The sequence below is a fragment of the Micromonospora palythoicola genome, assembly GCF_036689795.1.
Lineage (GTDB): Bacteria > Actinomycetota > Actinomycetes > Mycobacteriales > Micromonosporaceae > Micromonospora > Micromonospora palythoicola.
The window spans coordinates 38,917-62,109 of sequence record NZ_JBAGKI010000003.1 but is presented as its reverse complement, the minus strand read 5'-3'; the positions used below and the strand labels follow the sequence as shown (position 1 = coordinate 62,109).

At 71.8% G+C, this 23,193-nt stretch carries 22 protein-coding genes; 8 read left to right on the top strand and 14 right to left on the bottom strand.

The window, feature by feature from the left end; all coding sequences use genetic code 11:
• The first annotated feature begins 87 nt into the window (after window positions 1–87).
• Window positions 88–600: an SRPBCC domain-containing protein gene (locus V5O40_RS02285; protein ID WP_332903881.1), complete on the top strand. Its 513-nt coding sequence runs from the start codon at window positions 88–90 to the stop codon at window positions 598–600.
• 30 nt (window positions 601–630) lie between these two features.
• On the opposite strand, the gene lepB is transcribed toward V5O40_RS02285, so the two are convergent.
• From lepB to V5O40_RS02250, 7 genes are all read right to left on the bottom strand, one after another.
• Window positions 631–1,152 (bottom strand): signal peptidase I, encoded by a 522-nt coding sequence (lepB, locus tag V5O40_RS02280; protein WP_332903880.1) that lies wholly within the window; start codon window positions 1,150–1,152, stop codon window positions 631–633.
• Between the two features lie 154 nt (window positions 1,153–1,306).
• A complete protein-coding gene (locus V5O40_RS02275) occupies window positions 1,307–4,582 on the bottom strand; it encodes a hypothetical protein (RefSeq protein ID WP_332903879.1) in 3,276 nt (1,091 codons plus the stop codon).
• A gap of 144 nt (window positions 4,583–4,726) precedes the next feature.
• On the bottom strand, window positions 4,727–5,287 hold the full coding sequence (locus tag V5O40_RS02270; RefSeq protein WP_332903878.1) for a hypothetical protein: 561 nt from the start codon (window positions 5,285–5,287) through the stop codon (window positions 4,727–4,729).
• An 11-nt stretch (window positions 5,288–5,298) separates the two neighbouring features.
• Window positions 5,299–6,639, bottom strand: coding sequence for a hypothetical protein (locus tag V5O40_RS02265; RefSeq protein ID WP_332903877.1), 1,341 nt, complete (start codon window positions 6,637–6,639; stop codon window positions 5,299–5,301).
• Window positions 6,636–7,442 carry an ABC transporter ATP-binding protein gene (locus V5O40_RS02260; protein WP_332903876.1) on the bottom strand — a complete coding sequence of 269 codons (807 nt, stop codon included), beginning with the start codon at window positions 7,440–7,442 and terminating at the stop codon, window positions 6,636–6,638. Before V5O40_RS02260 ends, V5O40_RS02265 begins: the two co-directional genes overlap by 4 nt.
• Window positions 7,443–7,456: 14 nt before the next feature.
• Window positions 7,457–8,263 (bottom strand): zf-HC2 domain-containing protein, encoded by an 807-nt coding sequence (locus tag V5O40_RS02255; protein ID WP_332903875.1) that lies wholly within the window; start codon window positions 8,261–8,263, stop codon window positions 7,457–7,459.
• Window positions 8,260–8,799 (bottom strand): RNA polymerase sigma factor, encoded by a 540-nt coding sequence (locus V5O40_RS02250; RefSeq protein WP_332903874.1) that lies wholly within the window; start codon window positions 8,797–8,799, stop codon window positions 8,260–8,262. Before V5O40_RS02250 ends, V5O40_RS02255 begins: the two co-directional genes overlap by 4 nt.
• A 342-nt stretch (window positions 8,800–9,141) precedes the next feature.
• Here V5O40_RS02250 and V5O40_RS02245 point away from each other — a divergent pair, with 342 nt between their 5' ends.
• Window positions 9,142–9,759 (top strand): alpha/beta hydrolase, encoded by a 618-nt coding sequence (locus tag V5O40_RS02245; protein WP_332903873.1) that lies wholly within the window; start codon window positions 9,142–9,144, stop codon window positions 9,757–9,759.
• Between the two features lie 137 nt (window positions 9,760–9,896).
• On the opposite strand, the gene V5O40_RS02240 is transcribed toward V5O40_RS02245, so the two are convergent.
• Window positions 9,897–10,676: an SDR family NAD(P)-dependent oxidoreductase gene (locus tag V5O40_RS02240; protein WP_332903872.1), complete on the bottom strand. Its 780-nt coding sequence runs from the start codon at window positions 10,674–10,676 to the stop codon at window positions 9,897–9,899.
• A 127-nt stretch (window positions 10,677–10,803) separates the two neighbouring features.
• Between V5O40_RS02240 and V5O40_RS02235 the strand changes: the two genes are divergently transcribed.
• Both V5O40_RS02235 and V5O40_RS02230 read left to right on the top strand, forming a co-directional pair.
• Window positions 10,804–11,442 carry a TetR/AcrR family transcriptional regulator gene (locus V5O40_RS02235; RefSeq protein ID WP_332903871.1) on the top strand — a complete coding sequence of 213 codons (639 nt, stop codon included), beginning with the start codon at window positions 10,804–10,806 and terminating at the stop codon, window positions 11,440–11,442.
• Between the two features lie 52 nt (window positions 11,443–11,494).
• Window positions 11,495–12,367 carry an oxygenase MpaB family protein gene (locus V5O40_RS02230; protein WP_332903870.1) on the top strand — a complete coding sequence of 291 codons (873 nt, stop codon included), beginning with the start codon at window positions 11,495–11,497 and terminating at the stop codon, window positions 12,365–12,367.
• Here the strand turns inward: V5O40_RS02230 and V5O40_RS02225 are convergent.
• On the bottom strand, window positions 12,315–13,499 hold the full coding sequence (locus V5O40_RS02225; RefSeq protein WP_332903869.1) for a tetratricopeptide repeat protein: 1,185 nt from the start codon (window positions 13,497–13,499) through the stop codon (window positions 12,315–12,317). The genes V5O40_RS02230 and V5O40_RS02225 overlap by 53 nt on opposite strands.
• Window positions 13,500–13,998: 499 nt before the next feature.
• On the opposite strand from V5O40_RS02225, the gene V5O40_RS02220 reads away from it, so the two are divergent.
• Entirely contained in the window at window positions 13,999–14,730 is a 732-nt protein-coding gene (locus V5O40_RS02220) for a hypothetical protein (protein ID WP_332903868.1), read from the top strand.
• Window positions 14,731–14,749: 19 nt separating this feature from the next.
• Window positions 14,750–15,694 carry a CPBP family intramembrane glutamic endopeptidase gene (locus V5O40_RS02215; protein ID WP_332903867.1) on the top strand — a complete coding sequence of 315 codons (945 nt, stop codon included), beginning with the start codon at window positions 14,750–14,752 and terminating at the stop codon, window positions 15,692–15,694.
• A 24-nt stretch (window positions 15,695–15,718) separates the two neighbouring features.
• Here V5O40_RS02215 and V5O40_RS02210 read toward each other — a convergent pair whose 3' ends face one another.
• Window positions 15,719–16,960 carry a DUF1501 domain-containing protein gene (locus V5O40_RS02210; protein WP_332903866.1) on the bottom strand — a complete coding sequence of 414 codons (1,242 nt, stop codon included), beginning with the start codon at window positions 16,958–16,960 and terminating at the stop codon, window positions 15,719–15,721.
• Between the two features lie 11 nt (window positions 16,961–16,971).
• Window positions 16,972–18,273 carry a DUF1800 domain-containing protein gene (locus V5O40_RS02205; protein ID WP_332903865.1) on the bottom strand — a complete coding sequence of 434 codons (1,302 nt, stop codon included), beginning with the start codon at window positions 18,271–18,273 and terminating at the stop codon, window positions 16,972–16,974.
• Between the two features lie 197 nt (window positions 18,274–18,470).
• Between V5O40_RS02205 and V5O40_RS02200 the strand changes: the two genes are divergently transcribed.
• Window positions 18,471–19,061, top strand: coding sequence for a redoxin domain-containing protein (locus V5O40_RS02200; RefSeq protein WP_332903864.1), 591 nt, complete (start codon window positions 18,471–18,473; stop codon window positions 19,059–19,061).
• Window positions 19,062–19,063: 2 nt separating this feature from the next.
• Entirely contained in the window at window positions 19,064–19,981 is a 918-nt protein-coding gene (locus V5O40_RS02195) for a cytochrome c biogenesis CcdA family protein (protein ID WP_332903863.1), read from the top strand.
• Window positions 19,982–20,052: 71 nt separating this feature from the next.
• Here the strand turns inward: V5O40_RS02195 and V5O40_RS02190 are convergent, their stop codons facing one another.
• From V5O40_RS02190 to V5O40_RS02180, 3 genes are all read right to left on the bottom strand, one after another.
• Window positions 20,053–20,832, bottom strand: coding sequence for a 1-acyl-sn-glycerol-3-phosphate acyltransferase (locus V5O40_RS02190; protein ID WP_332903862.1), 780 nt, complete (start codon window positions 20,830–20,832; stop codon window positions 20,053–20,055).
• Window positions 20,829–22,274 carry a dihydrolipoyl dehydrogenase family protein gene (locus V5O40_RS02185; protein WP_332903861.1) on the bottom strand — a complete coding sequence of 482 codons (1,446 nt, stop codon included), beginning with the start codon at window positions 22,272–22,274 and terminating at the stop codon, window positions 20,829–20,831. Before V5O40_RS02185 ends, V5O40_RS02190 begins: the two co-directional genes overlap by 4 nt.
• A 99-nt stretch (window positions 22,275–22,373) precedes the next feature.
• The gene (locus V5O40_RS02180) at window positions 22,374–22,988 is read right to left on the bottom strand and encodes a class I SAM-dependent methyltransferase (RefSeq protein ID WP_332903860.1); all 615 of its coding nucleotides are present in this window, start codon (window positions 22,986–22,988) and stop codon (window positions 22,374–22,376) included.
• Window positions 22,989–23,193: the final 205 nt, after the last annotated feature.

The window sequence follows — 23,193 nt, the reverse complement described above, 5'->3', positions numbered from 1 at the left end:
ACTAAAACCGGTGGACGCGCGTTTCTTACTGATCGTAACTGGGTGTGCGGCCGCCCTCGCCGGGGCCGTGACAGCGGAAGGAACGGCATGGTCCGACACGACACGTTCACGATCTCGCGGCACCTCGACGTGCCGCCGGGCGAGGTCTTCACCGCCTTCGCCGACACCACGATCAGACTGCGGTGGTTCCGGCTCCCCGGCCGCGCAGCCTCGTACGAGCACGACTTCCGAGTGGGTGGAGGCGAGACGGCCCGCAGCACCTACACGGGGCTGGACACCGCGCCCGAACGGCTGGCGTACCGGTCGCGATACATCGACATCACCGCTGTCCACCGGATCATCTACGGCTACGAGGCCGTCGTCGACGACGACCTGCGATGGACCTCGCTGGTGACCGTCCAACTCCACCCCGAGACGGACGGAACCGGTCTGCGCTGGACCGAACAGGCGGCCTTCGTCAGGTACACGGGGGACGGTGGTACGGATCTGGCGCACCTGCGCGGCGCGAGCGTACTCCGGCTGAACGGCCTCGACGCGGCCCTGCGACCAGGACCGCCGCGGCGGCCGACGGCGGACGTGCGTACGGAATTGCGGGATTGATCGCGCTGGCGAGTGTGAGGTGCGCCCTGGTCAGTCGACCATCACGGCGAAGACCGACGACACCGGCACCGGCCCGGCGCACCGGGAGTCGTTCGACCGGGCGCGGCTGTCGCCCAGGACGAAGACGGCGTCGGCCGGCACGGTGACCGGGGCGAACCGGCGCGGCCCGCAGTGGTCCGCGTTCGGCGGTTCGTCGAGCGGCGCGTCGTCAGCCACATACGGCTCGGTCAGCGCTTCACCGTTGACCGTCACCCTGCCCGAGGTATCGCAGCAGGCGATGGTTTCGCCGCCGATCGCGACCACGCGTTTGAGTAGCGGCACCTCACGGTCACCCCAGCGGCCGCCGGGGGGACGGAACAGGACGACATCGCCGCGCCGCGCCTCGTACGTGCCGGTCACGTTCCGTGCGGTGACAGCCTGGCCGGCCATGACCGTCGGCTCCATACTGACCCCGCCCTGGGTGAACTCTTCGGTGGCTCCCGTCTGGGTCGCGTCACCGTCGCCGCAACCGGCCACAGCCATCACGAGTAGGAGCACCACCAGTCTGCGCATCCGACGGATCCTGCCAGAAAGTGGCGGTGCCGTGGGGTCCGCCGGGCGCGACGCCACCCGGCACCGCGGCCCCAAGATCACGTGAACTGTCACCCGGAGCGGGCGCGGTCGCACCTCATGACGAAGATCGATCGAGGCCGAGCCATAGCGGTTGTCAGCTCATGTCGATGGCGTATGCCTCCTCCCGCACGTCGAGGTTCGGGTGTTGACGTAGCCGGATCAGCAGTTCCCGCCATGGCGTCTTCCATCCGAAGCCCGCTCCGTGGTGGACCAGCGACACCGCGAACAGGCCGCCGGCGAGGTCGCCGCGGGCTGCCAGCTCGATAATGCTGGTGGTCAGGGCGTCTGTGTCGGGCCACTCGCGGAGGCTTCGCAGGCGGACACCGACGCGTTCGGCGGTGCGGGCCGCGAGGATGGGTCGGCCTGCGCACAGGTCGGCGATCTCGGCGAGATTGTCCAGTCGGTCGAGGTCGACCAGCAGACCGGTTGCCGTCCCGGTGAAGCCGGGTCGGGTGGCGAGCCACCGTGCCGATTCGATCAGGGCGGTCCGATCGGCGCTGGGTGGTTGGTAGCCGGATCGCACGGTCGCGCCGCGGGCGAGCAGGTCGATGCGGCGTCGGGCCGGACGGTCCCCCGTGGCGGAGTCGCCCGGATGGTCGTCGTCAGCGTCGCGGGCCACGAGGATGGCCAGCGCGTCGCGGAGTACGCCGTCGCCCCCGGCCTCGAGAAGGTGGGCGACCTCGGTGGACGTGATCGTCTCGTCGAGGTCGACGAGGCGGTCCGCGACGAGGTCGGTGGTGCCGGTCAGCCACGGCGACCAGGTCCCGAGTTGGCCGAACGCGGCGCGTCGGACCTCCCGGTCGGTGGCCCGGCAGGCTTCCACGATGAGCGCGCCGTAGTCCGGGCGGTGCCGGTGCGGGATCGTGTCCGGGTAGGCGTCGAGGACGGCGCGGCGTTCCTCCCGGCTGCCGTCGACCGCGGCTCGCAGGATGGTCCAGCTCGCGTCGGTGTGTAGCCGCTGTCGGGCGGCGGAGACGATCGCCGCGCGCACGTCGCGGTGTGCGTCCGGGCGACGATAGACGTCGAGCAGGGTCGTCATCGTCTGCGGCGGCCCGTAGCGGGCCAGCAGCCGAGCGGCCTCCTTCCGGCTGGTGATCTTCACCGAGCCGGTGAGCACCTCGGTGAGTACCTGGGCCAATCGTGACGGCGTGACGTGCCGGGCGGCCCGGCCGGCCGCGTACAGAGCGACCCGCGCCCGGTCGGTGTCGGCGTACCGCAGCAGCACCGGCAGCGCCTCGTCGGGCCGGTCGGTCCAGACCAGCGCGCCCAGCGCCGCCTCCGCGATCGTCACCTCGGGAGCGTCAAGGTGACGCGACACCAGATCCCGACCCGCGCCGGGGACGCCGGCAGCGGCCCGGATCGCCGCCGCACGCCACCACACCTGCTGTCCGGTGTCGGTGGTGACGAGTTCCTGCAGGTGCACGAAGCGGGCCTGCTGGCGGGGCAGCCAACGCTCCGGGTGCACCGCCCAGGCGGGCACCCACGGCGTGCCCGCTTCCACGAACCGGCCGCGCGGGCGACGGTCGAGCACCTGGTCGAGCAGGTCGGTACGGGAGGTGCAGATCGTCGTCCACACCTCGTGGATCGTCACCGCCGTCGGATCGGCCGCGAGGACCTCGCCGACGCGGTCCGAGCGGGTACGCGGGTCTTCCAGCCACAGCCCGATCGCGGTGCGGGCCACCGAGGGCAGCGTGTGCGGGCCGGTCGCCCGACGGAGCAGGTCCTGTAGCTGCGGCAGGCGCCAGGCGCGGGTGCCGAGCGCGTGGGTGAGCGCGAAGAGCGGCCCGTACCAGCCCCGGTCGACACTGGCCGTGACCCATTCGCGAAGCCGCTGGAAGACCATCGTCTCCTGCCCCCGGCGCAGCACCGTGTCGAAGCGGCGCAACACGGGAACGGCGGCACCGGTGCTCACCAGGTCGATCGTCAGCAGCGCCCACTCCCGCAGCGCCGGCACGGCGACGTGGTGTTGCAGGACATCGGCGGCAAGAGTGCTCAACGCCGTCGTGGTGACGGCGGAGGCGTCGCGGGCGTCGACCGCGTCGGTGCTCAGCTGCGTCAGCCCGGCCGCGGTGTCCGCGGTGAGCAGGGGTGCCACCGTCGCCAGTGCGGTGAGCGCGGTGGCGCGCACCGGATCCTGCTCGTTACGCAGCCGGCCGAGCCGCACGATGACCTCCGCCACCGCCCGCGGGTCGCGGGAACGGTGAGCGGCCTGCACCAACAACGTGTAACCGTGCGCCCGCTCGTCGGCGTCACCCGAACGCAGCGCGACGTCCAGCGCCGCCGACGCCTGCGGCCAGCCGAGGTAGGCACTCCAGGTACGTACATCGGCCTCCCGTTCACGGATCTTCGCCAGGCCCAGCACCCGGTTCGCCTCACGTACCCGGACCGCGGCCGGCAGCACCTCCATGATCTCGACGCTCGGGATCAACGCCATCGTGTCCACTTCGGCCAGGGCCCGGTCGTACAGCTCTCCACGGCGGGCCGGGGCGACAGCGTCGAGCAACGCCGCCAGCGCCCGGCCACGGTCGTGGAATCGGCGGGCCAGCGGCACCAACTCGTCGACGGGCAGCACCGCCAACCGTCGCAGCACGGCCGGTGGCAGCACGGTACGCCGCAGCCACGCGGCCCGCCCGCGCGCGGTGAGCAGACGGGCGACACGTCCGGCGTCGTACGCCGCGAGGACCCCGTACGCGTCGAGCGGGCCGGGCAGCGACTCCTCCGGGGCGTACCGTTCGAGCAGATCGAGAGCCTGCGCCGGGTCACAGCGCAACACACCCGCGGCGGCCTCACCCCAGATCCGCTGCCGCAGCGTCGGTGCGGCCGCGGCAAGCCGCTCGCGGACCCGGTCCAGGAGCGGACCGCAATGCCATCGGACGAGCCGCTCCAGACGCAACGCGTGTTCCAGGTCAGGCAGCAACGCCCGCACCGTCGCGGCACCGCAGGCCGGCAACAACGCGGCGGCCTCATCATCACCGAACTGGGCCCGGACCTCGCCGATCAGCGCGTCGGCGACCCCCGGCGCGCGTCGACGGCGAAGTTCCCGATAGATCCGCCGCCGCTGCACCGCTGGCCGGTTGGTGACTCCACCGATCGGAAGACCAGCGCGCAGCGCCGCGGTGAGCGCCGCGCCCCGGATCGACGGCTGAGGATCACGCGCCGCGGCGGCGATGCCATCGCTGTCCCCAGCCACCATCGCCGCGACCAACGCGAGATGCCGCTCGTAGGGACCCTGCTCGCGCAGGTCGGCACACACCTGCACCCGATCAGGCGCGACCCGCGCCCACCGCGCCAGGTGGTTCATTCGGGCGCGGTACGGCAACGGGTCGAGCGACGCCAGCAGGCTATGGGTAGCGGTGAGCACGGCGTTCATTCTGCCCGCCACCTAACCCACGAGGAGATCGAATATCGCCTCGCTCCGCGGCAGCGGACCGTGATCGGCGAGGACGGATTCCACGGTCGGGATCGAGATGTCGGGTCCGGCGCGGGACGCTGCGGCAGGGGCGCCGGGCCGTGCTCAGCGGCGGCCCCCGCGAACGGCGTGGGTGACCACGCCGACGACGGCGATGGTCGCGGCGCAGGCAGCGGCCGAGGTGGTGGCGGCCGGCTGCAGCATCCAGGTCAGGATCTCCTGGTACAGGTGCCCGCTCGCCGGCCCGGCCAGGATCACCATGAGCGTCCACCCGACCGGAAGAAGCCAGGCCCACTGCGCACCCCAGACCGCTCCGACGGCGAGGAGTCCACCGAGACCGGCGGTGTTCCGGATCGTCAGCGCCACCGACGCCAGCGGTGCCCCGGTCAGCGCCGGCGCCGCGACGACGAGCGTCGCGGTGGCCATCACCGCCAGGATGTGCGCGGCACGGCGCGGCGGCCACGGGAGGGACGCCGTCCGCTCCAACGCGGGATCGGCGCCGGCGAGCCCGGGCCCGAACGCGACGGTGGCGACCAGCGTCGACAACAACGCGACCGCGAGCCTGAGTCGCGGCTCCTCGGCCGTCTGGCCGAGCCCCCACAGCACGAGTACGCCGGCCGCCGCCGCCCCGACGGCGGCGGGGACCCCCCGGCATCGCAGGTACAACGTGAGCCACCTCATGGGTGGTCACCGACCAGAAGGTCGAGCAGGTTCACCTCGGTGCAGGCCAGCGCCGCCATCCGCAGCGCGCCGACGCGGTCCCGCTGCTCGGCCGCCGGGAACGCGCGAAGGGCCTGCCACGCCTGGCGCGCCGCGTCGCGGTCCGGACCGTCCGGTGGCGCGCTGTCGGCCAGCCAGGCGGCCGCGGCCAGCCGCGCGACGCGGTTCGCCCGGGCCGCGTCGGGGTTTCCGATGGGGTACGCACACGGCCGGGTGCCCGCCCCGTCCAGCAGACGCCACCGCAACTTGTCGGGGGTTGCCTTCGCGCCGCCCCAGGGGGCGAGCTCGAGTTCCACGAGCAGCACGTCGCTCGGTCGTGGTGTCGGCCGCTTCTCGTACCAGGATTCGGGTGTTTCGTGAACCGAGGTCGGTGCCTGCGGGAGTTTCGCCGACATCGTCGTGAGCGCCTGCCGCGCCGGATCCCGCAGGTCCGCCAGCGCGCTGGCGTGGACCCGGGTGACACACACCTGCGGCCCTGGTCCGGCGGTGCAGACCAGCGCGGCGGCCGCCGCGTCGGGCACCGGCAGCCGCTGCCGGCCGTCCGGGAGTATCACCAGGGCCACCACGGCCGCCACCACGGCGGGCAGGGCCGCCGCAATCCGGGCGGTCCGGGTGGCGCAGAGGAAGCCGCCGAGCGCGCTCACCGCCAGGCCGACCAGCCACACGGTGTGGGCGACGCTGACGCTGCCCAGCACCGTCACGAAGTCACCCCAGAACCCGAACGGTGACGGAGTCAGCAGATGAACGATCTTGGGCACGTGGGCGTACCCCCGGTCGGTGATGGCGACGAGGGCCACGGTGGCACCGGCGACGGCGGTGGCGGGTGGGGTCAGGCGGAACGGGGCGAGCGCCCCGACGGTCATGCCCAGCCAGACGCCGGAAACCATCCAGAGCACGCCGACCCCGGCTATCACGATGGACTGCCCCGGCAGGTAGCTCGCGTACGCCGCGACCTGGGCCGCGCCGCCGACGTACATCAGGACGTAGCCGGTGGCCCCGGCGAGCGCCATCGCCGTGGCCGCCGGCAGCACCCGCTGCCACCGCGGACGGGCGGTCGCCGCGACCAGTTCCTCGGTGCGGCAGCGGCGGTCGCGGCCGGCCTGCCACGCGCCCAGGCCGAGCGCCATGGGCCAGAGGACGAACAGGTACTCCCGCTGCCAGAGCGCCAACAGCATCCAGCGGCCTCCCCAACCGTTCAGGGCGACGTAGAGCAGCGCGGTGCCGACCAGCGCGGCGCCCAGCGCCAGCCACGGCGCCACCGACCGATGGATCTCGATGCGCAGGATCCGGCCGGTCATACGGGGCGCTCCCCCACCGCGCGATGCCGGCGCAGCAGCTCGGTGTACCCGCGTTCGGCCGAGCTGTCGCCCACCCCCTCGCGGCCCAGTTCCACCAGATCCGCCGGGCCACCGTGGAACACCAGCCGACCCGCATCCATCAGCACCACGTTCGTGCAGGCAGCGACCACGTCCTCCACCAGGTGGGTGGAGACGACGACACAGGTGTGCTCGCCCAGCTCGCGCAGCAGCGAGCGGAAGGCCAACCGCTGCTCGGGATCGAGACCGACCGTGGGCTCGTCCAGCAGCAGGATCTCCGGATCGTTGACGATCGCCTGCGCGATGCCGGCTCGCCGCACCATTCCACCGGACAGCGTCTTCATGCGTGAGTCGCCACGCTCGGCCAGGCCGACGCGTTCCAACGCACGCTGGACCGCGTCCGGGATGTCGTGCGCCGGCACCTCCTTCAGCCAGGCGAGGTATTCGACGAACTCCCGCACCGTGAACCGGCCGTAGAACCCGAATTCCTGGGGAAGGTAGCCGATCGACCGGCGCAACGTCCGCAGGTCGGGTCGTGCGTGCACGGGGTGACCGAGTAGTTCGAGCACGCCGCCGGCCGGGCGCGACACGGTCGCGAGCGCCCGCATCAGCGTCGTCTTGCCGGCACCGTTGGGCCCGAGCAACCCGTGCACGCCGTTGCCCATCGACAGGTCGAGACCGTCGACGGCAAGGCGTCTGCCCGCTCGTACCCGGAGCTCCGCCGCCCGGATCGCCCACGCGTACGTCGTCGGCGCCAGACGGTCGGCAGTTATCCCTTTTCGCATTGCGTACCTTCTTCTCATCGGAGCTCCGCGTAACCACCGCGACGGGGCAAAAGGACGAGAGCCACCACCACGGTCAGCGCCGCCCAGGCCGGCAGGGCGGCCTCGGTCAGCAGCACCGGCAGCCGGGCGGTGACGATGCTCGGTCCGACGACCACCGTGGCCCAGAGCACCGCCAGGCCCCACGCCGCCCTCGGCAGGCCGACCACCTTGCCGAGCGCCAGCGCACCCGCCGTGAACGCCAGGCAGGGCATCAACCAACGCGCCGGGGACGCGCCGACCAGCCAACCGGCCACCGCCAGCACCGGGATCACCACCACGAGCACGACCAGGGTTCGTCGCAGCACCATCCCGAGGCCGGCCCGGGCGGTCGCGACGACCAGTTCGTGGGCCGGATCGAGCCGCCCGGTCCAGGCGGTGGCGACCCCGAGCAGCGGCGCGACCGGTGCCAGGAGCACCACCAGCGACGGCGGTGCCGCACCCCGGCCGGCGACCGCCAGGTCGAACCCGAGCGCGACCAGCACCACCAGCACCGTCGTCACGAGCCAGGGAACGAGCACCGGTGTCACCCACCGGGCGGACCGCGCGGGCATCCACCGGCGCCGGACCGTCGCCGGCTCGGCGGCGGACATCGCCGCGTCCACCTTCACCCAGACGGCGGCCAACAACGCCATCGCGTCACCGTCGCTGGCGTCCGCCAGCCGACTCCGGCAGTCGGCACACTGCTCCAGGTGCGTCTCCATCGCCCACACGACGTCCGGTGCGATGCCCGGATCACCGGCTGCGTAGCGGCCCAGTGCCCGGACCGGGATGTGTGCGTTCACGACAACGCCTCCCGCAGTGCCAGTCGCGCACGGCGGGCGCGAGTCTTCACGGTCCCCTCCGGAAGGCCGAGCATGAGCGCGGTCTCCCGGACCGAGAGTCCGTCCAACACCAGGGCGTGCAGCACCTGGCGCAACTCCGGTGCCAGCCGGCGCAGCGCATCACCCATGTCGTCGCCGATCGCGCCGGCCAGCACCACATCCTCGGCCGCCGGTGAGTCCTGCAGCGCCAACGGCAGCGGCACCGCCTGGGAATCCCTCGCGCGTCGCCGAAACCCGTCGACGAGCCGCCGCGCGGCGATCGACCACAGCCAGCCGACCGCGCTACCGGCCCTCATACCCGCGTAGGAGTCGGCGGCCCGCCACACCGCGAGATATGTCTCCTGGATGACCTCGGCGATCAGGTCGTCGTCCGCGCAGCGACGGCGGAGACGGACGAGCAACCACGGAGACGTCCGGCGGTACAGTTCGTCGAACGCCGCGCCGTCGCCACGCGCGATCCGCCGCAGCAACTCCCCTTCGTCTTCCCTCACGTCCATACAGACGCCAACCACCAAGATCAGGTTCTCGTCACGGGCACCATGCGTGGCTGCCGATCTCGGCTGCCGAGGTGGCGATTAGTACGCAAAGCGGCGTTGTATCCATTCACCCTACTTCTCGGAGAACGGTCTGCAGCGATCAACCGGTCCGGATGGACGGCGGCTGGTCCACGAGATCGAACCTTCCGTGACAGACTGCGATCATGGAAGAGACGCCGCTTCCTCCGCCCTTTCGTGCTGACCCCACCGGACCATCACGCGGAGCGGGAGGCGAACCTCGACTGGTACCGGCCGGATGGCGACACGCCGCGCCCCGCGGTGATCCTCGTTCATGGCGGCCCGATGCCGCCCGGCACAAGCCCGACCCCACGTGACTGGCCGGTCTACCGCGGCTACGGCTCTCTTCTCGCCTCCCTCGGCTCGGTCGCGGTGACCGCCGAGCATCGGCTCCAGGTGGTTGTCGGCCCGGACGGACCCTTCGCGGACTACCCCACGGCGGCCCAGGACGTCGCCGACGCGGTGGATCGGGTACGTGCTGACCCGCGCGTCGACCCGGAGCGGATCGCGCTCTGGTTCTTCTCCGGCGGAGGGCTGCTGAGCACCGACTGGCTCCGCGAGCGGCCGGCGTGGCTGCGCGCGGTCGCCCTGACGTATCCGCTGCTGGCGCCGTTGCCGGAGTGGGGCATCGATCCACGGTTCGCACCCGCTGCGGCGATCGGCGAGGCGGGACGGCCCGTACCGCCGCTTCTGCTCACCCGGGTGGGCCTGGAGCGCCAGATGTTGTCGGAGCCGGTCGCTGTGTTTCTGAGGGCGGCGGGTGACAACGGTGTACCGGTCGACGTGCTCGACGTGCCGAACGGGCAGCACGGCTTCGACATGCTCGACCACACCGACGAGTCCCGGCAGGCGGTCGAGAAGGCGGCAACCTGGATCACCGAGCGGCTCAGGGGTCAGCGGTAACCGATCCCGGCGGTGCCCCGCCGGTCCCGGTGTTGCGGCTCGTTTGCTGTTCGATCCCTGCGCTCACCGCGGCCCGTTCCACGGCATCGGTGACGGTGGTCGCGGGTCAAGCCTGCGGCGCTCACGGTGTGCGGGGTTCATGCGGCTTCCTTCGGCAGGGCGGGGCCGAGGAGCAGCCCGCCGTCGATGACATATTCGGCGCCGGTGATGAAGGCCGCGTGGGGCGAGATGAGGAACAGCAGCAGCGCGGTGATGTCGGCGGGCTGCCCGAGTCGCGGGATGGCGAACGGCTCGGGCGAGTAGAAGTCGGCGATCGGCGTGTCGCTGCCGGCCGCCGGCTCGGTGATGAAGGGGGTGGCGACGACGCCGGGGTGGATGGCGTTGACGCGGATGTTGTCGCGGCCCAGCTCAAGGGCAGCGGTCCGAGTGAGCCCCCGGACCGCCCACTTGCTGGCCACATAGGGCGCGTAGCAGGCAGTACCGCCGATGCCCATGGTGGAGGCGATGTTGACGATTGCTCCTCCACCCGCGCGCCGCAGCGCCGGTGCGGCCGTCTTGATGCCGAGGAAGGTGCCGGTGAGATTGATGTCGAGGATGCGAGCCCAGGTAGCCCGCTGGGTGGACTCGATGAGGGCCGGCGGGTTCTGCACCCCGGCGTTGTTGACCAGCACAGTGAGCGCACCGAAGGCCCTCTCGGTCTCCGCGATGGCGGCGACCCACGACTCCTCCTGGGAGACGTCGAGGTGGACGAAACGCGCCGCGCCTCCCAGTTCGGCAGCCAGGCCGGCGCCGCGCTCGGCATCGACAGCGCCGATGACGACGTTGGCGCCTTCGGCGTGCAAGGCGCGAACGTGGCTGGCTCCCTGCCCACCGGTGCCGCCGGTGACGAGCACGGTCTGATTGTCGAAGCGGGGCATCTGATCCTCCGAGTACGAGCGAGAGACGACAACCCGTAGGGCCGCGTGGTGAGTCGGTCGACTCGCCTTCCGAAGGTACGCCCCGGCGAGTGGTGAGTCAACCCACTCACCTCGCTATGATGGGCACATGACCCCAGCGCCGTCGGCCTATCACCAGCGCGTGGCACAGGAGAAGCGGGCACTCATCGTGCAGGCCGCCACTGCGCTCTTCCTCGAGTTGGGCTACGACCGGGCATCACTGGCGCGTGTCGCCGAGAGCGCCGGCGTGTCGAAAGCGACGCTGTTCAAGCAGTTTCCGACCAAGGCGGCATTGTTCGATGCCATCGTCATCGACTCGTGGGCCGAGAACGACGTCGCCGACGTACCACCCGCCGGTGACCTGGCAGCCGGCCTGACGGTGCTCGGCCGGCGCTACGCGACGCTGTTGAGCCAGCCGGAGATGACGGACCTGTTCCGCATCGTCATCGCCGAGCTGCCACGCTTTCCCGAACTGGCCAGGGCGCATTTCTCACGCGGCAAACTGCCATACTTCGAGTCCGTCCGGATCTACCTCTCGACCGAGCACGACGCGGGAGCCGCGGACATCGCTGATCCGGAGATGGCCGCTACGCAGTTCCTCGGGATGATCTCCAACTACCTGCTCTGGCCGAGTCTGGTGCTCCCGGACTGGACGGTGACCCCTGACCGCACGACCGCGGTTGTGGACGAAGCCGTCCGCACCATGGTCGCCCGGTATCGCACCGGTGCTGGCCGTTCGGGCCCGTGAGTTCGGCACCGTCCCTGCCCGCCTCGCAGTCCACTCCTGGAGACACCCGCCGATGAGAGCTCGGTACACCAACCTCGCTCGTATCCGCGCCCTCGACCCCGAGCATGACTACCTGCCCATCTACCAGACGATGCTGCGGTACGAATTCCCGTGGGACATGAGGCTCGGGCTCAACCTCGCCTTCAACAGGTCCTTCTCGATCCCGTCGATCGCCGCCCTGCACGTCGCCACGGGCGAGCTGACCGAGCGCACACAGAAGCGCATCGACGACACCGGGCTCCTCATGTACGAGATGGTGCTCAACGGCTTCGACCAGCCGCGGGGGCGGGAGGCGCTGCGGCGGGTCAACCACATCCACCGCCCGTACGACATCAGCAACGACGACTACCTCTACGTCCTCGGCTGCCTGGTGGTGATCCCCACCCGATGGCTGCAGCGGTACGGCTGGCGTCCCCCGTGCTGCCACGAACGGCAGGCCACCTACCGTTTCTACCGCGAGCTCGGCCGCCGGATGGGCATACTCAACATCCCCGGCTCCTACGAGGCGTTCGAGGCCTGGTTCGACACCCACGACGCGGCGTACCTCAAGCCCAACGACGAAGCGGCCGCCATCGAGCGAGCCACCCGCATGCTGATGCTCACCCGGATCCCCAAGCCCTTCGCCCGGCTGGGCAACTGCCTGGTCAGCGCCATGTATGACGTACCACTCCGCCGAGCGACGCGGGTCGCCGCGCCGGCGTGGCCGGTCCGGGCCGGCCTCCACTTGGCGTTGAAGACGCGCTCGCGGCTCCAGCGATGGTTCGGGGCGCCTCGGACCACGCCGTTGTTCGCCGACGGGATCAAGGCCAAGAGCTACCCCGACGGGTACGAGATCAGCCAACTTGGTCCGCAGCGTGCCCATGTGCCTGGCCGTTCCGGCGCGTGAGCGGGCGGCGGCGGTACTCGATGCTTTCGCCCATCGCCTCGCGGTGCCGGTGATCCGCGCTGTGTGCCACCCCGAGGTCGTGCAGGATATCGGCAAGCCGTTCGGCGTCGTCTGGATCGTCGGCGTGGTGACGAAGGATTCCGGCGGCCTCGGTCAGGTGCCCGGCCGCCTCCTCATCCCGATCGAGCATGTACAGCATCGTGCCCGACAGAGCGAGTGAGTCCGCCAGATTCGTCTCGTGGATCGCCGGCTCCGTCTCCACCAGGCGACGCCACACCTGCACCGCCTCCTGCGCCGCGCCGGCCGCCTCGGTGTTGAGCCCGATGCGCTTCAACACGACCGCACGGTTGTGCAGGCAACACGCCAAGAGCCGATCGTGAGTTCCGTCATTGGCGAGTCGCCGTGCGATGGCGAGCGCCTGGTCGGCATACTCCAGCGCGTCCTCTCGGCCGACCAGGCCGGCCCGCGCCGCGAATACCGCGAGGCTGTTGGCCAGGCGCGGCTGGTAGGTGTCCGGGTCGGCCGTGGCGAACGTGCGCAGCGCCGGGAGGAAGCCGAATTGAAGCGTGACCGCTGCGTCGCGATCACCCACATCCCACAACCCATCGGTGCGAGTGCGGACAACGTGGAACAGAGACTCGCGGTACTGGTCGGGATCGTCATCGGCCAGCGAGGTGTAGATCTCCGACGCCTCGCGGCGCGCCGCGTCCGCCTCGCTGTGCCGGCCCAACGCCGTCAACTGATCGGCACGAATCACCAGAGCCCAGGCGGTGCCAGCCGGGTATCCCTCGCCGAGTTCGCGATAATCGGCGACCGCCTTGTCCGCCGCGGCCGCCGCGTCCTCGAGGTGGTCGACCTGCCGATGGCACTGCGCCAGGTACGCCAGCAGTTCGGCCCGAAACGGACGCGCGTACGCCGGGTAGAACCGCACCATCAGGTCAACGATCATGAGTGCGTCATCGCCCACTTGCAGCGCCTCCGCGTACCGGCCTGCCCGCCACAGCAACTCGACGAGGTGGCACTGCGCCCGCCAGTGGGTGCGCAACGTCCGGCGAGCGCGAAGCAGCGGTACGCCGTCCATCAGCCGTACCGACTCCTCAGCGACCGGCAATGCCTCGTCGTGGCGACCCATCCGCGACAAGATGAGGCTCTGGGTATACAGCGCGACAGCGAGGCGCCCGGTCAGTCGCACGGACCTGAGCCCGGGCGGTGTGCGGTAACCCGCGACGGCAAGCTCCGCGGCCACACGAGCGTCGTCCAAACGGCCCAGGCGCTCCAGGGCCTGAGCCAACAAGTGGTGCGCGTCGGCGCGTCCCAGCCCACCCGCCTCGCCGTACCTGGCCGAGGCTTCGCGTCCGGCTGTCTCTGCCTCGGCCGCCCGCCCAGCGCGTAGCAGACACTGGCCGTGAACGGTCAGCGCTCGGGCCAGCCCGGGTGACGCTGAGGTCGGCGACCGCCGTAACAACGCCACCGCGCGATCAGCGGCCGCGACGCGTCGGGGCGGCGCGAGCTGACGAAAGAACCCGTTCCGAGCTGCCCACCACAGTAAAGTCGCAGCGCGTATCCTGATCAGCATCTGGCGCACTCCTGGTTGAGCACTACGTCGCCATGGCGATCCACGATAGACGCCGGTGGCGATCCCCCGCCGACCCCGAGCCGACGGCAGCTACCCGACCTCGCCGGACGCCTCGATTCCTGGGCGGTGCAAGAGCGTCTCGAACTGCCTGCGGCGACGGAGAGCAGTCGCGCGCATCGAGGCCGGAGACGGCCGACGGCTGAAACCCGTGCGCTGGTGGCAGCTGCCCGTCCGAGCACTGTTCTACCTGCCGTCGACCCACCCGGACGGCCGGCAGACGGTGTACGCGGTCGACCTTCCGTACCGGGCCGACACGGGCAGCGGCAAGACGAGGGCACACCTGTACCTCGACGGCAGACACCTCGCCGAGTCGAAGCTTCCGGCGGCGTTCCCGATCGAGGACGGCACCATCGAGGTGGCCGTCAGCGCCTTCGGGATCAAGCGCTGCCACCACGTCACCGACGCCGGCGCGGCACACCCACTGATCCCCGATCCGAGGACCGCCGAAGGCCGCCGTGCCCGCATGGCACGCGACCACCAGACGCTGAGTCTCTCGGTCGGTTTCCTCTCCGTGCTGGTTCTGCTCTTCGGAGCAGGACTGAACGTACTGCAACTCGCCGAGCCGATCTCGCAGATCCCCGCGATCGCCGAGCGCACCGGACATCTCGAATCGCCCGTTCACCTGCCGATCTGGCTCAACTTCACCCTCGCCGTCGGGGCCATCCTGGCAAGCACCGAACGGGCCCTGCGGCTGCGCCACGGCTTTGTCGACCAGGCCGGAAAGTGACCTCCCCGAAGGAAGTCCCATGACCTCGACCCAAGCGAACCGGCCTCGCACCCCGGACCGCAGCGAATCGCCCACGATGGCCGGAGTGGAGTACCACCGGGTGCTTGCCGGCGACAAACGCCGCGTCGGCCGCGGAATCCTCGCGATCGTCCTTCTGGCGGCAGGGCTCGTCATCTTCCCCACCGTTCTCGGCCGGGCGGCCGCGCTCATCGACGCCCCGACGGGCGCGACCCCGCCGATCCTGGGCGGCACGGACTACACACCGCTCTACCACGCCAGTTCGATGATCTCGCTCGCCTTGCTCATTCCGTGGAGCATGCTCATCCAGCGGTGGCTCTACGGCGTGCCCGGTGCGTCCCTGCACTCCGTGACATCCCGGTTCCGCTTCGGCCTGCTCGGGAGATCGCTGGTCATCTTCGGCCCGGCCTGGCTGGTCGTCAACACCCTCGGCGCCCTCCAGCCCGTCGAGGAATCCGCTTGGTCGCAGCACGACCTCATCGCGATCTTTCTCGCCACGATGTTGCTCACCCCACTCCAATCGGCGGGCGAGGAATACGGCGTACGCGGGCTGGTCTTCCGGGTCGTCGGAAGCTGGACCCGAAGCCCCCGTACCGGGTTGGTGGCCGGGGTGCTGGTCACGAGCGTGCTCTTCACAGCTCTCCACGGCGCGACCGATCCGTACCTCATCGTCTGGTACTTCGTGCTCTGGACCGGACTGGCCATCATCACCTGGCGTACCGGCGGTCTCGAGATCTCCGTCATGCTCCACGCCGTGCTCAACACGTTCACTCTCGTGCTGGCCACCGCACTGCGGGTCGACCTCGGCACTGCGACGCAGGACCGCTCGGACGGAGTCGGCTCGCCCTACCAGCTCGTCCCCACCGCCGCCATCATCGTCATCACCGCCATCGTCTGGTGGCGCACCCGCAAGACCGGACCGGTACGAGGAACCGGTCGACCCTGATGGCGCGTGGGTCGGCCGAGTGGCTCACAGGATGCCGGCCATCCGCCCGCGCCAGCCGTGCAGGACCACGGCCGGGTCGCTGTCCAGCACCGACTCGAGCAAGGTGGCGTAGACGTCGCGGAAGTCGATGGTGAACTTCAGGTCACCGCGGTCGAGGTCGGTCAGGCTGGGCGCTTCTCCGTACAGGCCGCCGCGCACCCCGGTGCCGAGGAGGAACAGGTTCGAGGCGGTGCCGTGGTCGGTGCCGTCGCAGCCGTTGGCCCGGACCCTGCGGCCGAACTCGGAGTAGACGGCGGTGACCACCTTCCGGCCCGCGTCGGTGTGCGCCATCCGGTCGGTGAACCGGGTCAGCGCCCGGTCGAGCTGCCCGAGCAGCACCTCCTGCAGTTGCCTCTCGTCGGCGTGGGTGTCGAAACCGCCGAGTGACACCGAGAACACGCGAGTGGTGACACCGGCCTCGATGCACTGGGCGACCAGGTCCAGCTGCGCGTCCAGTGGGGTTCGGGCGCCTCCGGTCGCGGTCGCCGGAGCCGTCTCCGCGTCCTGGTCGCTCTCCTCGTCCACTGCCACGTCGCGAACATCGCGGATCATCTGGTCGACGGCGCGCAGGTCGGCGAAGCAGGCCGCCGCGCGCGCCCGGGCCGCCGACTCCCCCGCCTGGTCCACCGCCAGCGCAGCCAGCGCCGAATCCGGCAGACCACGAGCGGCCGCACGCCCGCTCACCAGCACCGAGGCACCCGCCGACCGTTCGCCGGCCAGCAGCGGAGGCAGCGTCGGCTCGAAGGAGACGGCGAGCCGGGGGTCTCCGCTGGTGTGGTCCAGCCAGCGGCCCACCCACCCGGTGGCACCGGGCCGCTCGGGCTCGGCGGTGTGCCAGATGTCCATCGACCGGAAGTGGCTGCGGTCGGGCTTCGGGTAGCCGACGCCACGCACCACCGCGAGCCGACCTTCGCCGTAGAGCGTGTGCAACCCGGCCAGCGCCGGGTTCAACCCCACCTCGCCGTCGAGGTGTCTGACCTCCTCCGCCGCGTACGCCAGCTCGGGGCGGGCGTCGTGGTAGGCCGGGTCCGCGTACGGGACGACGGTGTTCAGGCCGTCGTTGCCGCCGTACAGGGTGACCAGCACCAGCGTGCGGGAGTCCGGATCCCGGTCGCCGGCGGTGGCGAACAGGTCCTCCAGCCGGTGGGTGGTGGCTCCGGCCGCCAGGGCTACCGCGCCGGCTACGCCGCTGGCCACCAGGAACCGCCGCCGGGTCAGGATGTCCACGCCGTCCTCCTTCAGCTGACCGTGTACTCGGGGCTGACCAGTCCGGCGACGATCAGTCGCCGTGGTTCACCGGCCATCGGGGCCAGGGCCCGCCGGGTGCGCTCGCTCCACCGGTCGACCACGAGCAGCCGGGCCAGCACCTCCGGTCGGTCGTCGCGCGGTGCCGCCGCGAGCCGGGACAGCACCGCCGGTGCCGTGGCACGGGCAAGGTGCTCAGCGGCACGGATCCGGGCCTGCGCCGACGACGTGGTCAGCCAGGCAGTCCCGGCCGGCCAGCCGCCGACGCTGGGCGGGCGCAGCGGCACCTGCTCCAGCGCGTTCAGGCCGCCCACGAGTTGCCGGCGACGCTGCTCCGACAGGTCCGCCGGGCGGATCCCGAGCTGCCGCATCGCGCCCACCGCCCACTCGACGGGCTGCTTGACGAGGGTCTCCCGGGTCTGTGCGAAGTCCGGCGCGGTGAAGATGCGGCGCAGCATCGCCAGTGTGTCGACATCGGTCAGACCGTCCGGGGGCGGCAGGTGCGCACCGGCGAACCGGAACCAGAGCCGGCCGGCCACGAACCGCAGCGTCTCCGGCTGGTCGGTCAGCAGCCGGGCGTAGGACCGGGCGTCGAAGGGGGCGGTGACGCCGAGGATCGTCTTCGGCCCGGTGTCGTGCCGGCGCGGCTCGAACCGCACCACCGCGGTTCGGCGGTCGACCGCCCAGCCGGTCAGTGCCCGGGCGCCCTCCCGCACGTCCGTCTCGGTGTAGCCGCCGCCGACGCCGAGAGTGAACAGCTCCATCAGCTCCCGGGCGAGGTTCTCGTTCGGAGCCTTGCGGGTGTTGCGCTGCCCGTCGAGCCACAGGATCAGGGCCGGGTCGCGCACCATCGCGTCCACCAGCGGAGGCAGCGGTCCGGGCCCGAGCCGGCGCAGGGTTTCCAACTGCCGCTGCATCAACCCGGCGGAGCGAACCTTCTGCGCGCTGGTCGCCCAGTGCCCGTGCCAGAAGAACAGCAGCTTCTCGGTCAACTGGTGCTCGGCGGCCACCATCCGTGCCAGCCACCAGTCGAGCAGCCGGGTCACCTGCTCCCGGCGCTGCCGGTTGGCCCGCTGCCGCTGCTCCCGGGGCGCGCCGCGATCGAGTTGAGCCGCCGGGTCCGGCCCGAGGACCGGCACCGGGGTGGCCGCCGCGCCACGATCCGGGCCCTCCGGCGCGAGCAGCCGATCGAGGGTACGGACGAAGCCGTCCCGTTCGGCCGCGTCCACCTCCTCGGCCGTCGGCCCGAACGTCGCCCGACGCAACAGGTGCGCCACCGCCTCCCGATCAGTCACCCGGCAGACGCTACGACGCGAAGGTACGACGACGGTAAGAACTCGGTCAGGGATGGACAAACCTGCGGTCGGCCGCGGGCCACCGGGAGCGCCGCCTCGCCGCCCAGTCGGCTCGACGACGAGCAGTTCCGCCGCGTACGCCGCCCGTAAGGATCTCGTAAGGCCGCCCGAGCCGGTTGCCGGGCTAGCATCCGGTCATGCCCGGCATCCGTACCGCCCCCGCCGTCGCCGCCCTTACCGCGGCCGTCCTCGCCCTGACCGCCTGCGGTGGCACGGAGCCACCCGCCGACCCGAAGAGCACGACCGCCGGGCCGAGCGCGGCGGCTCAGCCGACACCCTCGGATCCCGCCGCGCCGACGGCGAGCAGCGGGGCGGAAACGACGGTCCCGCAGGCGCTCTCGTTCGATGCCCGGACGATCGACGGTGAGAACTTCGCGGGTAGCAGCCTCGCCGGCAAGCCGGCGGTGTTGTGGTTCTGGGCGGCCTGGTGTAGCCGGTGCCGCGCGGTGGCCGACCAGGTCGCCGCCGTGCAGCGGGACAACGCGGGCCGGGTCAACGTGATCGGCGTTGCCGGGCTCGGCAGCGGCGACGAGGCGATGAGAAGCTTCGCGAAGCAGACCGGCATCGAGCGCTTTCCCAACCTGGCCGACGACGACGGTCAGGTATGGCGCCGTTTCGAGGTGACCAGTCAGGAGCAGTACGTGCTGCTCGACTCCGCCGGCACTGTCGTGCACTCGGGACCACTGTCGCAGCAGGACCTGCGCAAGCGGGTCGCCGGGCTGAGCTGACCATGACAGACACCCCGTACGGCCTCGCCGTCGGTGCCGGGCTGTTGGCTGCGGTCAACCCCTGTGGCTTCGCGCTGCTGCCTGCGTACCTGTCGATGCTGGTGCTGGGTGACGAGCCGTCAGCCGAACGGGACGCGCTCGCGTCCGTCGGTCGGGCGGTCGCGTTGACCGGTGCCATGACGCTCGGGTTCGTCGCGGTGTTCGGCGCGTTCGGGCTGCTCGCCGCCCCTGCGGCGGACGCAGTCGCCCGTCACCTGCCCTGGGTGTCGATCCTCATCGGGCTCGCCCTGGCGGCTGCCGGTGGCTGGCTACTGGCGGGGCGCCAGTTGCCCACCTTCGCGCCGAAACTGGCCACCGGGCCGGCGGTCCGCCGGCGCTTCGGCTCGATGGTGCTGTTCGGTGCGGCGTACGCGATCGCTTCGCTCGGATGCACCATCGGCCCGTTCCTCGCCGTCGTGGTCACCGCTTTCCGCGCCGGATCCGCCCTGTCCGGCGTCGCCCTGTTCGTGGCGTACGCCTTCGGTATGGGGCTTGCGGTGGGGGCGGCCGCGCTGGCCGTCGCGCTGGCCCGTGAGTCGCTGGTGCGCCGCGCCCGCCGGGCTTACTCCCTGCTCGGGCGGGTCGCCGGGCTGCTGCTGGTGGTCACCGGCGGGTACGTGGCCTGGTACGGCTGGTACGAGGTCCGAGCTTTCTCCGGTCGCGGTGCTGTGGACGACCCGATCATCGAAGCGGCCGGCACCGTCCAGACAGCGGTCAGCACCTGGCTGGCAGAGCTGGGTCCGTGGACGGTCGCGGTGGCGGTGCTGGTACTGCTCGCCCTGGCCGCAGGGATCACTCTGCGGCGTCGGCATCAGCTACCTGCCCGCCGGGCCGTCGCTCGCCCGGCGGGGCCTGACCGTTCGTCGGACGACCGGGCATGAGGATGGGTCCGCCACGCTGGACACGATTGCCGCGCCGGAGTCGCCACACTCGCAGGTGACGGCCGCCACCGTCATCGGCGAGCCTCGTTGGCCGAGCCGTCGAGGAGCGCCTGCACAGTGTCGCGCACCCGAGCGGCGCACCGGGCGACGTACTCGTCGTCGGCGGCGGCCTCCGGGCCGTGCCGTTCGAAGTGGATGGGCGGACCGACAGTGACGGTGATCCGGGCCGGCAGTGGCAGGTAGGGCACCGCGGGGAGAAACGTCAGGCCCCATGGCAGGCTGAGCAGCAGCGGCCACCGTGCGAGACGCAGCCACCGTCGGGTGCGCAGCAGCCGGGCCACGGCGGCGCCGTCGTACAGGACCATGGCGGTGTTGTGCGCGCCGGCTGCGGCGACCGGGACGACCGGCACGCCGCAGGCGACCGCGAGGCGCGCGTGGCCGACGCGACCGTCGAAGATCACCTGGTGTCGGTCGGTCCAGCGGCGGGCGCCGTCGGCGTCGCCGCCCGGGTAGACGAGGACCTTGTCGCCCTTCGTGAGCAACGCCACGGCGGTGGCGAAATCGGCGGGAACGGCGCCGAGTGGTCGTAGCCAGCGCCCGAGCAGCGCCAGCCCGAGGTCGTGGGTGAGCACCCACGGTGTGTCGGCCAGTCCCCGCGCGTGGTGCACGGCTGCGGCGAACAGGTAGGTGTCGCCGGTGTAGAAACCGCCGTTGTGGTTGGCGACGTACAGCGCCGGACCGGACGGGACGTGTTCGATGCCGATGACCCGAGCGCGGTGGTAGGGCACCAGGATGCGCCGGACCCGGCCGGCCGCGCGGGCGATCGCCTGCGGGTCGCGCCGCGGCTTCATGTGGTACGGGCGGCGGTGCGCAGCGCGGCCAGCAGTGGCCGGGTCAGCCGGCGGGTGGCCGGGGTCAGCAGCCGCGCCTGCAGGTGCTCACCCACGGCGTCGACAGCGGCAAGCGCATACGTCGGGTAAGGGTGCACGGTGCGGTACAGGTCGGTGAGCCGGCCGCGGCGGGCGACCATCGCGGCCAGTTCACCGATGACCTCACCCGCGGCGGGCGCCACCACGGTGGCGCCGACCAGCCGCCCCCGCGGGTCGGCGACCAGTTGCGCCCACCCGTCGGTGCGTCCGGCGGCCACCGCCCGGTCCACCTCGGTCAGGTCGAGGCGGGTGATGATGGCGCGGTCGCCCCACCGGTGGCGGGCCTGCGCGGCGCGCAGGCCGACCCGGGCGACCTCGGGGTCGGTGAAGGTCACGTACGGCATCGGCAGGTAGCGAACGTGGCTCGGCAGCCAGAACAACGCGTTGAGTGTGGCCGTGCCCGCCTGGTGGGCGGCGACATGGGTGAAGGGCAGCACGCCGGTGACGTCGCCGGCGGCGTACACACCCGGGGCGGTGGTCCGCATCCGGCTGTCCACCCGGACCGCACCCTGGTCGGTGACGGCCACGCCGGCAGCTCCCAGGCCCAGCTCGGCGGTGCGCGGCCGTCGCCCGCCCGCGACGAGGATCCGGTCGAAACCGACCGGCCCCGGCTGGTCCCCGGTCAGTAGCGCCCGCCACGGGTCGGCGGCGGCCACCTCGGTCACCTGTGTGCCGGTACGCACGTCGACGCCCTCGTCACGTAACCGGTCGGCGATCAGCTGCCCGACCTCAGGATCTTCGCGGGGCAGTAGCCGCGACGCCCGCTCCACCAGCGTCACCGCGCTGCCGAGACGGGCGAACGCCTGACCGAGTTCGCAGCCGACCGGCCCGCCGCCGAGCACCAGCAGCCGCGGCGGCAGAGCCTGCAGGTCCCAGACGGTGTCACTGGTCAGCGGGCCGGCCGCCGCCAGCCCCGGCACCGGCGGCAGCTGCGGCTGCGATCCGGTCGCCACCAGCACACACCGCGCCGTCACCTCCCGGCCGTCGGAGGCCAGCCGCACCCGCCGAGGACCGACGAAGACGGCCTCGTCCGTGATGACCTCGGCTCCGGCCGCGCGGACCCGTTCCGGTGCGTCATGCGGTGCGATCGCCTCCTGGGCCGCTCGCACGTGCGCCATCACGCCCGTCAGGTTGATGTCCGGCTCCACCGGGGTCAGGCCGACCCGGTCGGCGCGGCGCATCCGGTGCGCCAGGTCGGCCGCCTCGATCAACGTCTTGCTCGGCACACACCCGGTCCACAGGCACTCACCGCCGGTGCGGTCCCGTTCGATCAGCGCGACCCGCGCCCCGAGCCCGCCGGCGATCACGGCGGAGACCAGGCCGGCGGTACCGCCGCCGAGCACCAACAGATCCAGGTCGGTCATGAGCACCTCACCGCCGGCCGGGTGGGTCGCGGCCAATTGTCGATCACGCCGCGACGCTACCCGGCGGCGCACCGGCCAGCACCCCCGTACGGCAACTCGTCACCGACCGGTAAGCCCGGCGGCTCGCGTGCCGGAGACCACGTGCACGTGCCCACCGCGCATCACCTCGTGCGTGACGTCGGTGAAGCCGCTGTCCAGCAGCGTCCACGGGTGCCGGTGAGGGTCTGACCCGCCAACCCGGCAGGCCAGCCACGCGGCCGGCGACAGGATCCGCCAGCGACCCGCCGGCAGGGCCAGGTCGACCACCGTCATCCGTCCGCCGGGCCGCAGCAGGCCGACCGCCTGCTGCCACGCCGGTCGCCAGTCGCCGATGACGCTGAGCGCGTACATGAACAACACCGCGTCGAACGCCGCACCGGACCGCAGCGCCGCTGGCAGGCGCGCCGCGTCCGCGAGAACAAGGTCGACGTTTCGCCAACCACCACGCTCGACCCGCGAGCGCGCCTGCCCCAGCATCTGCGCGCTGGCGTCGACGCCGACCACCGTGCCGCCGGATCCCACCGCGGCCCGGGCGAGGGGGATGGTCAGTCCCGTCCCGCAGCCGACGTCCAGCACCCGTCCCCCAGGCCGCAGATCAGCCGTCGCGACGCCCGCCGCCCGACCCGCTCGATAGACAGGCCACTCCAGCGAGATCAGGTCGTACAGGCGGGCCACGTGACGATAACGACGCCGCTGACCGGTCACCGCGCCCTCGCCGGGCCCGGGCGTGCGGAGACGACGATGGCCGACCCGGTGCCCAGCCGCGCGCTCCCGACGTCAGCGGCAGGCGCGCGACGGTAGGCGAGACCTGACGTCATGCGGGTCATTTTGCCAAGAGACCCGCGTCCGCGAGCAGTTCTCGCGGCGGTGCGCCCCACTG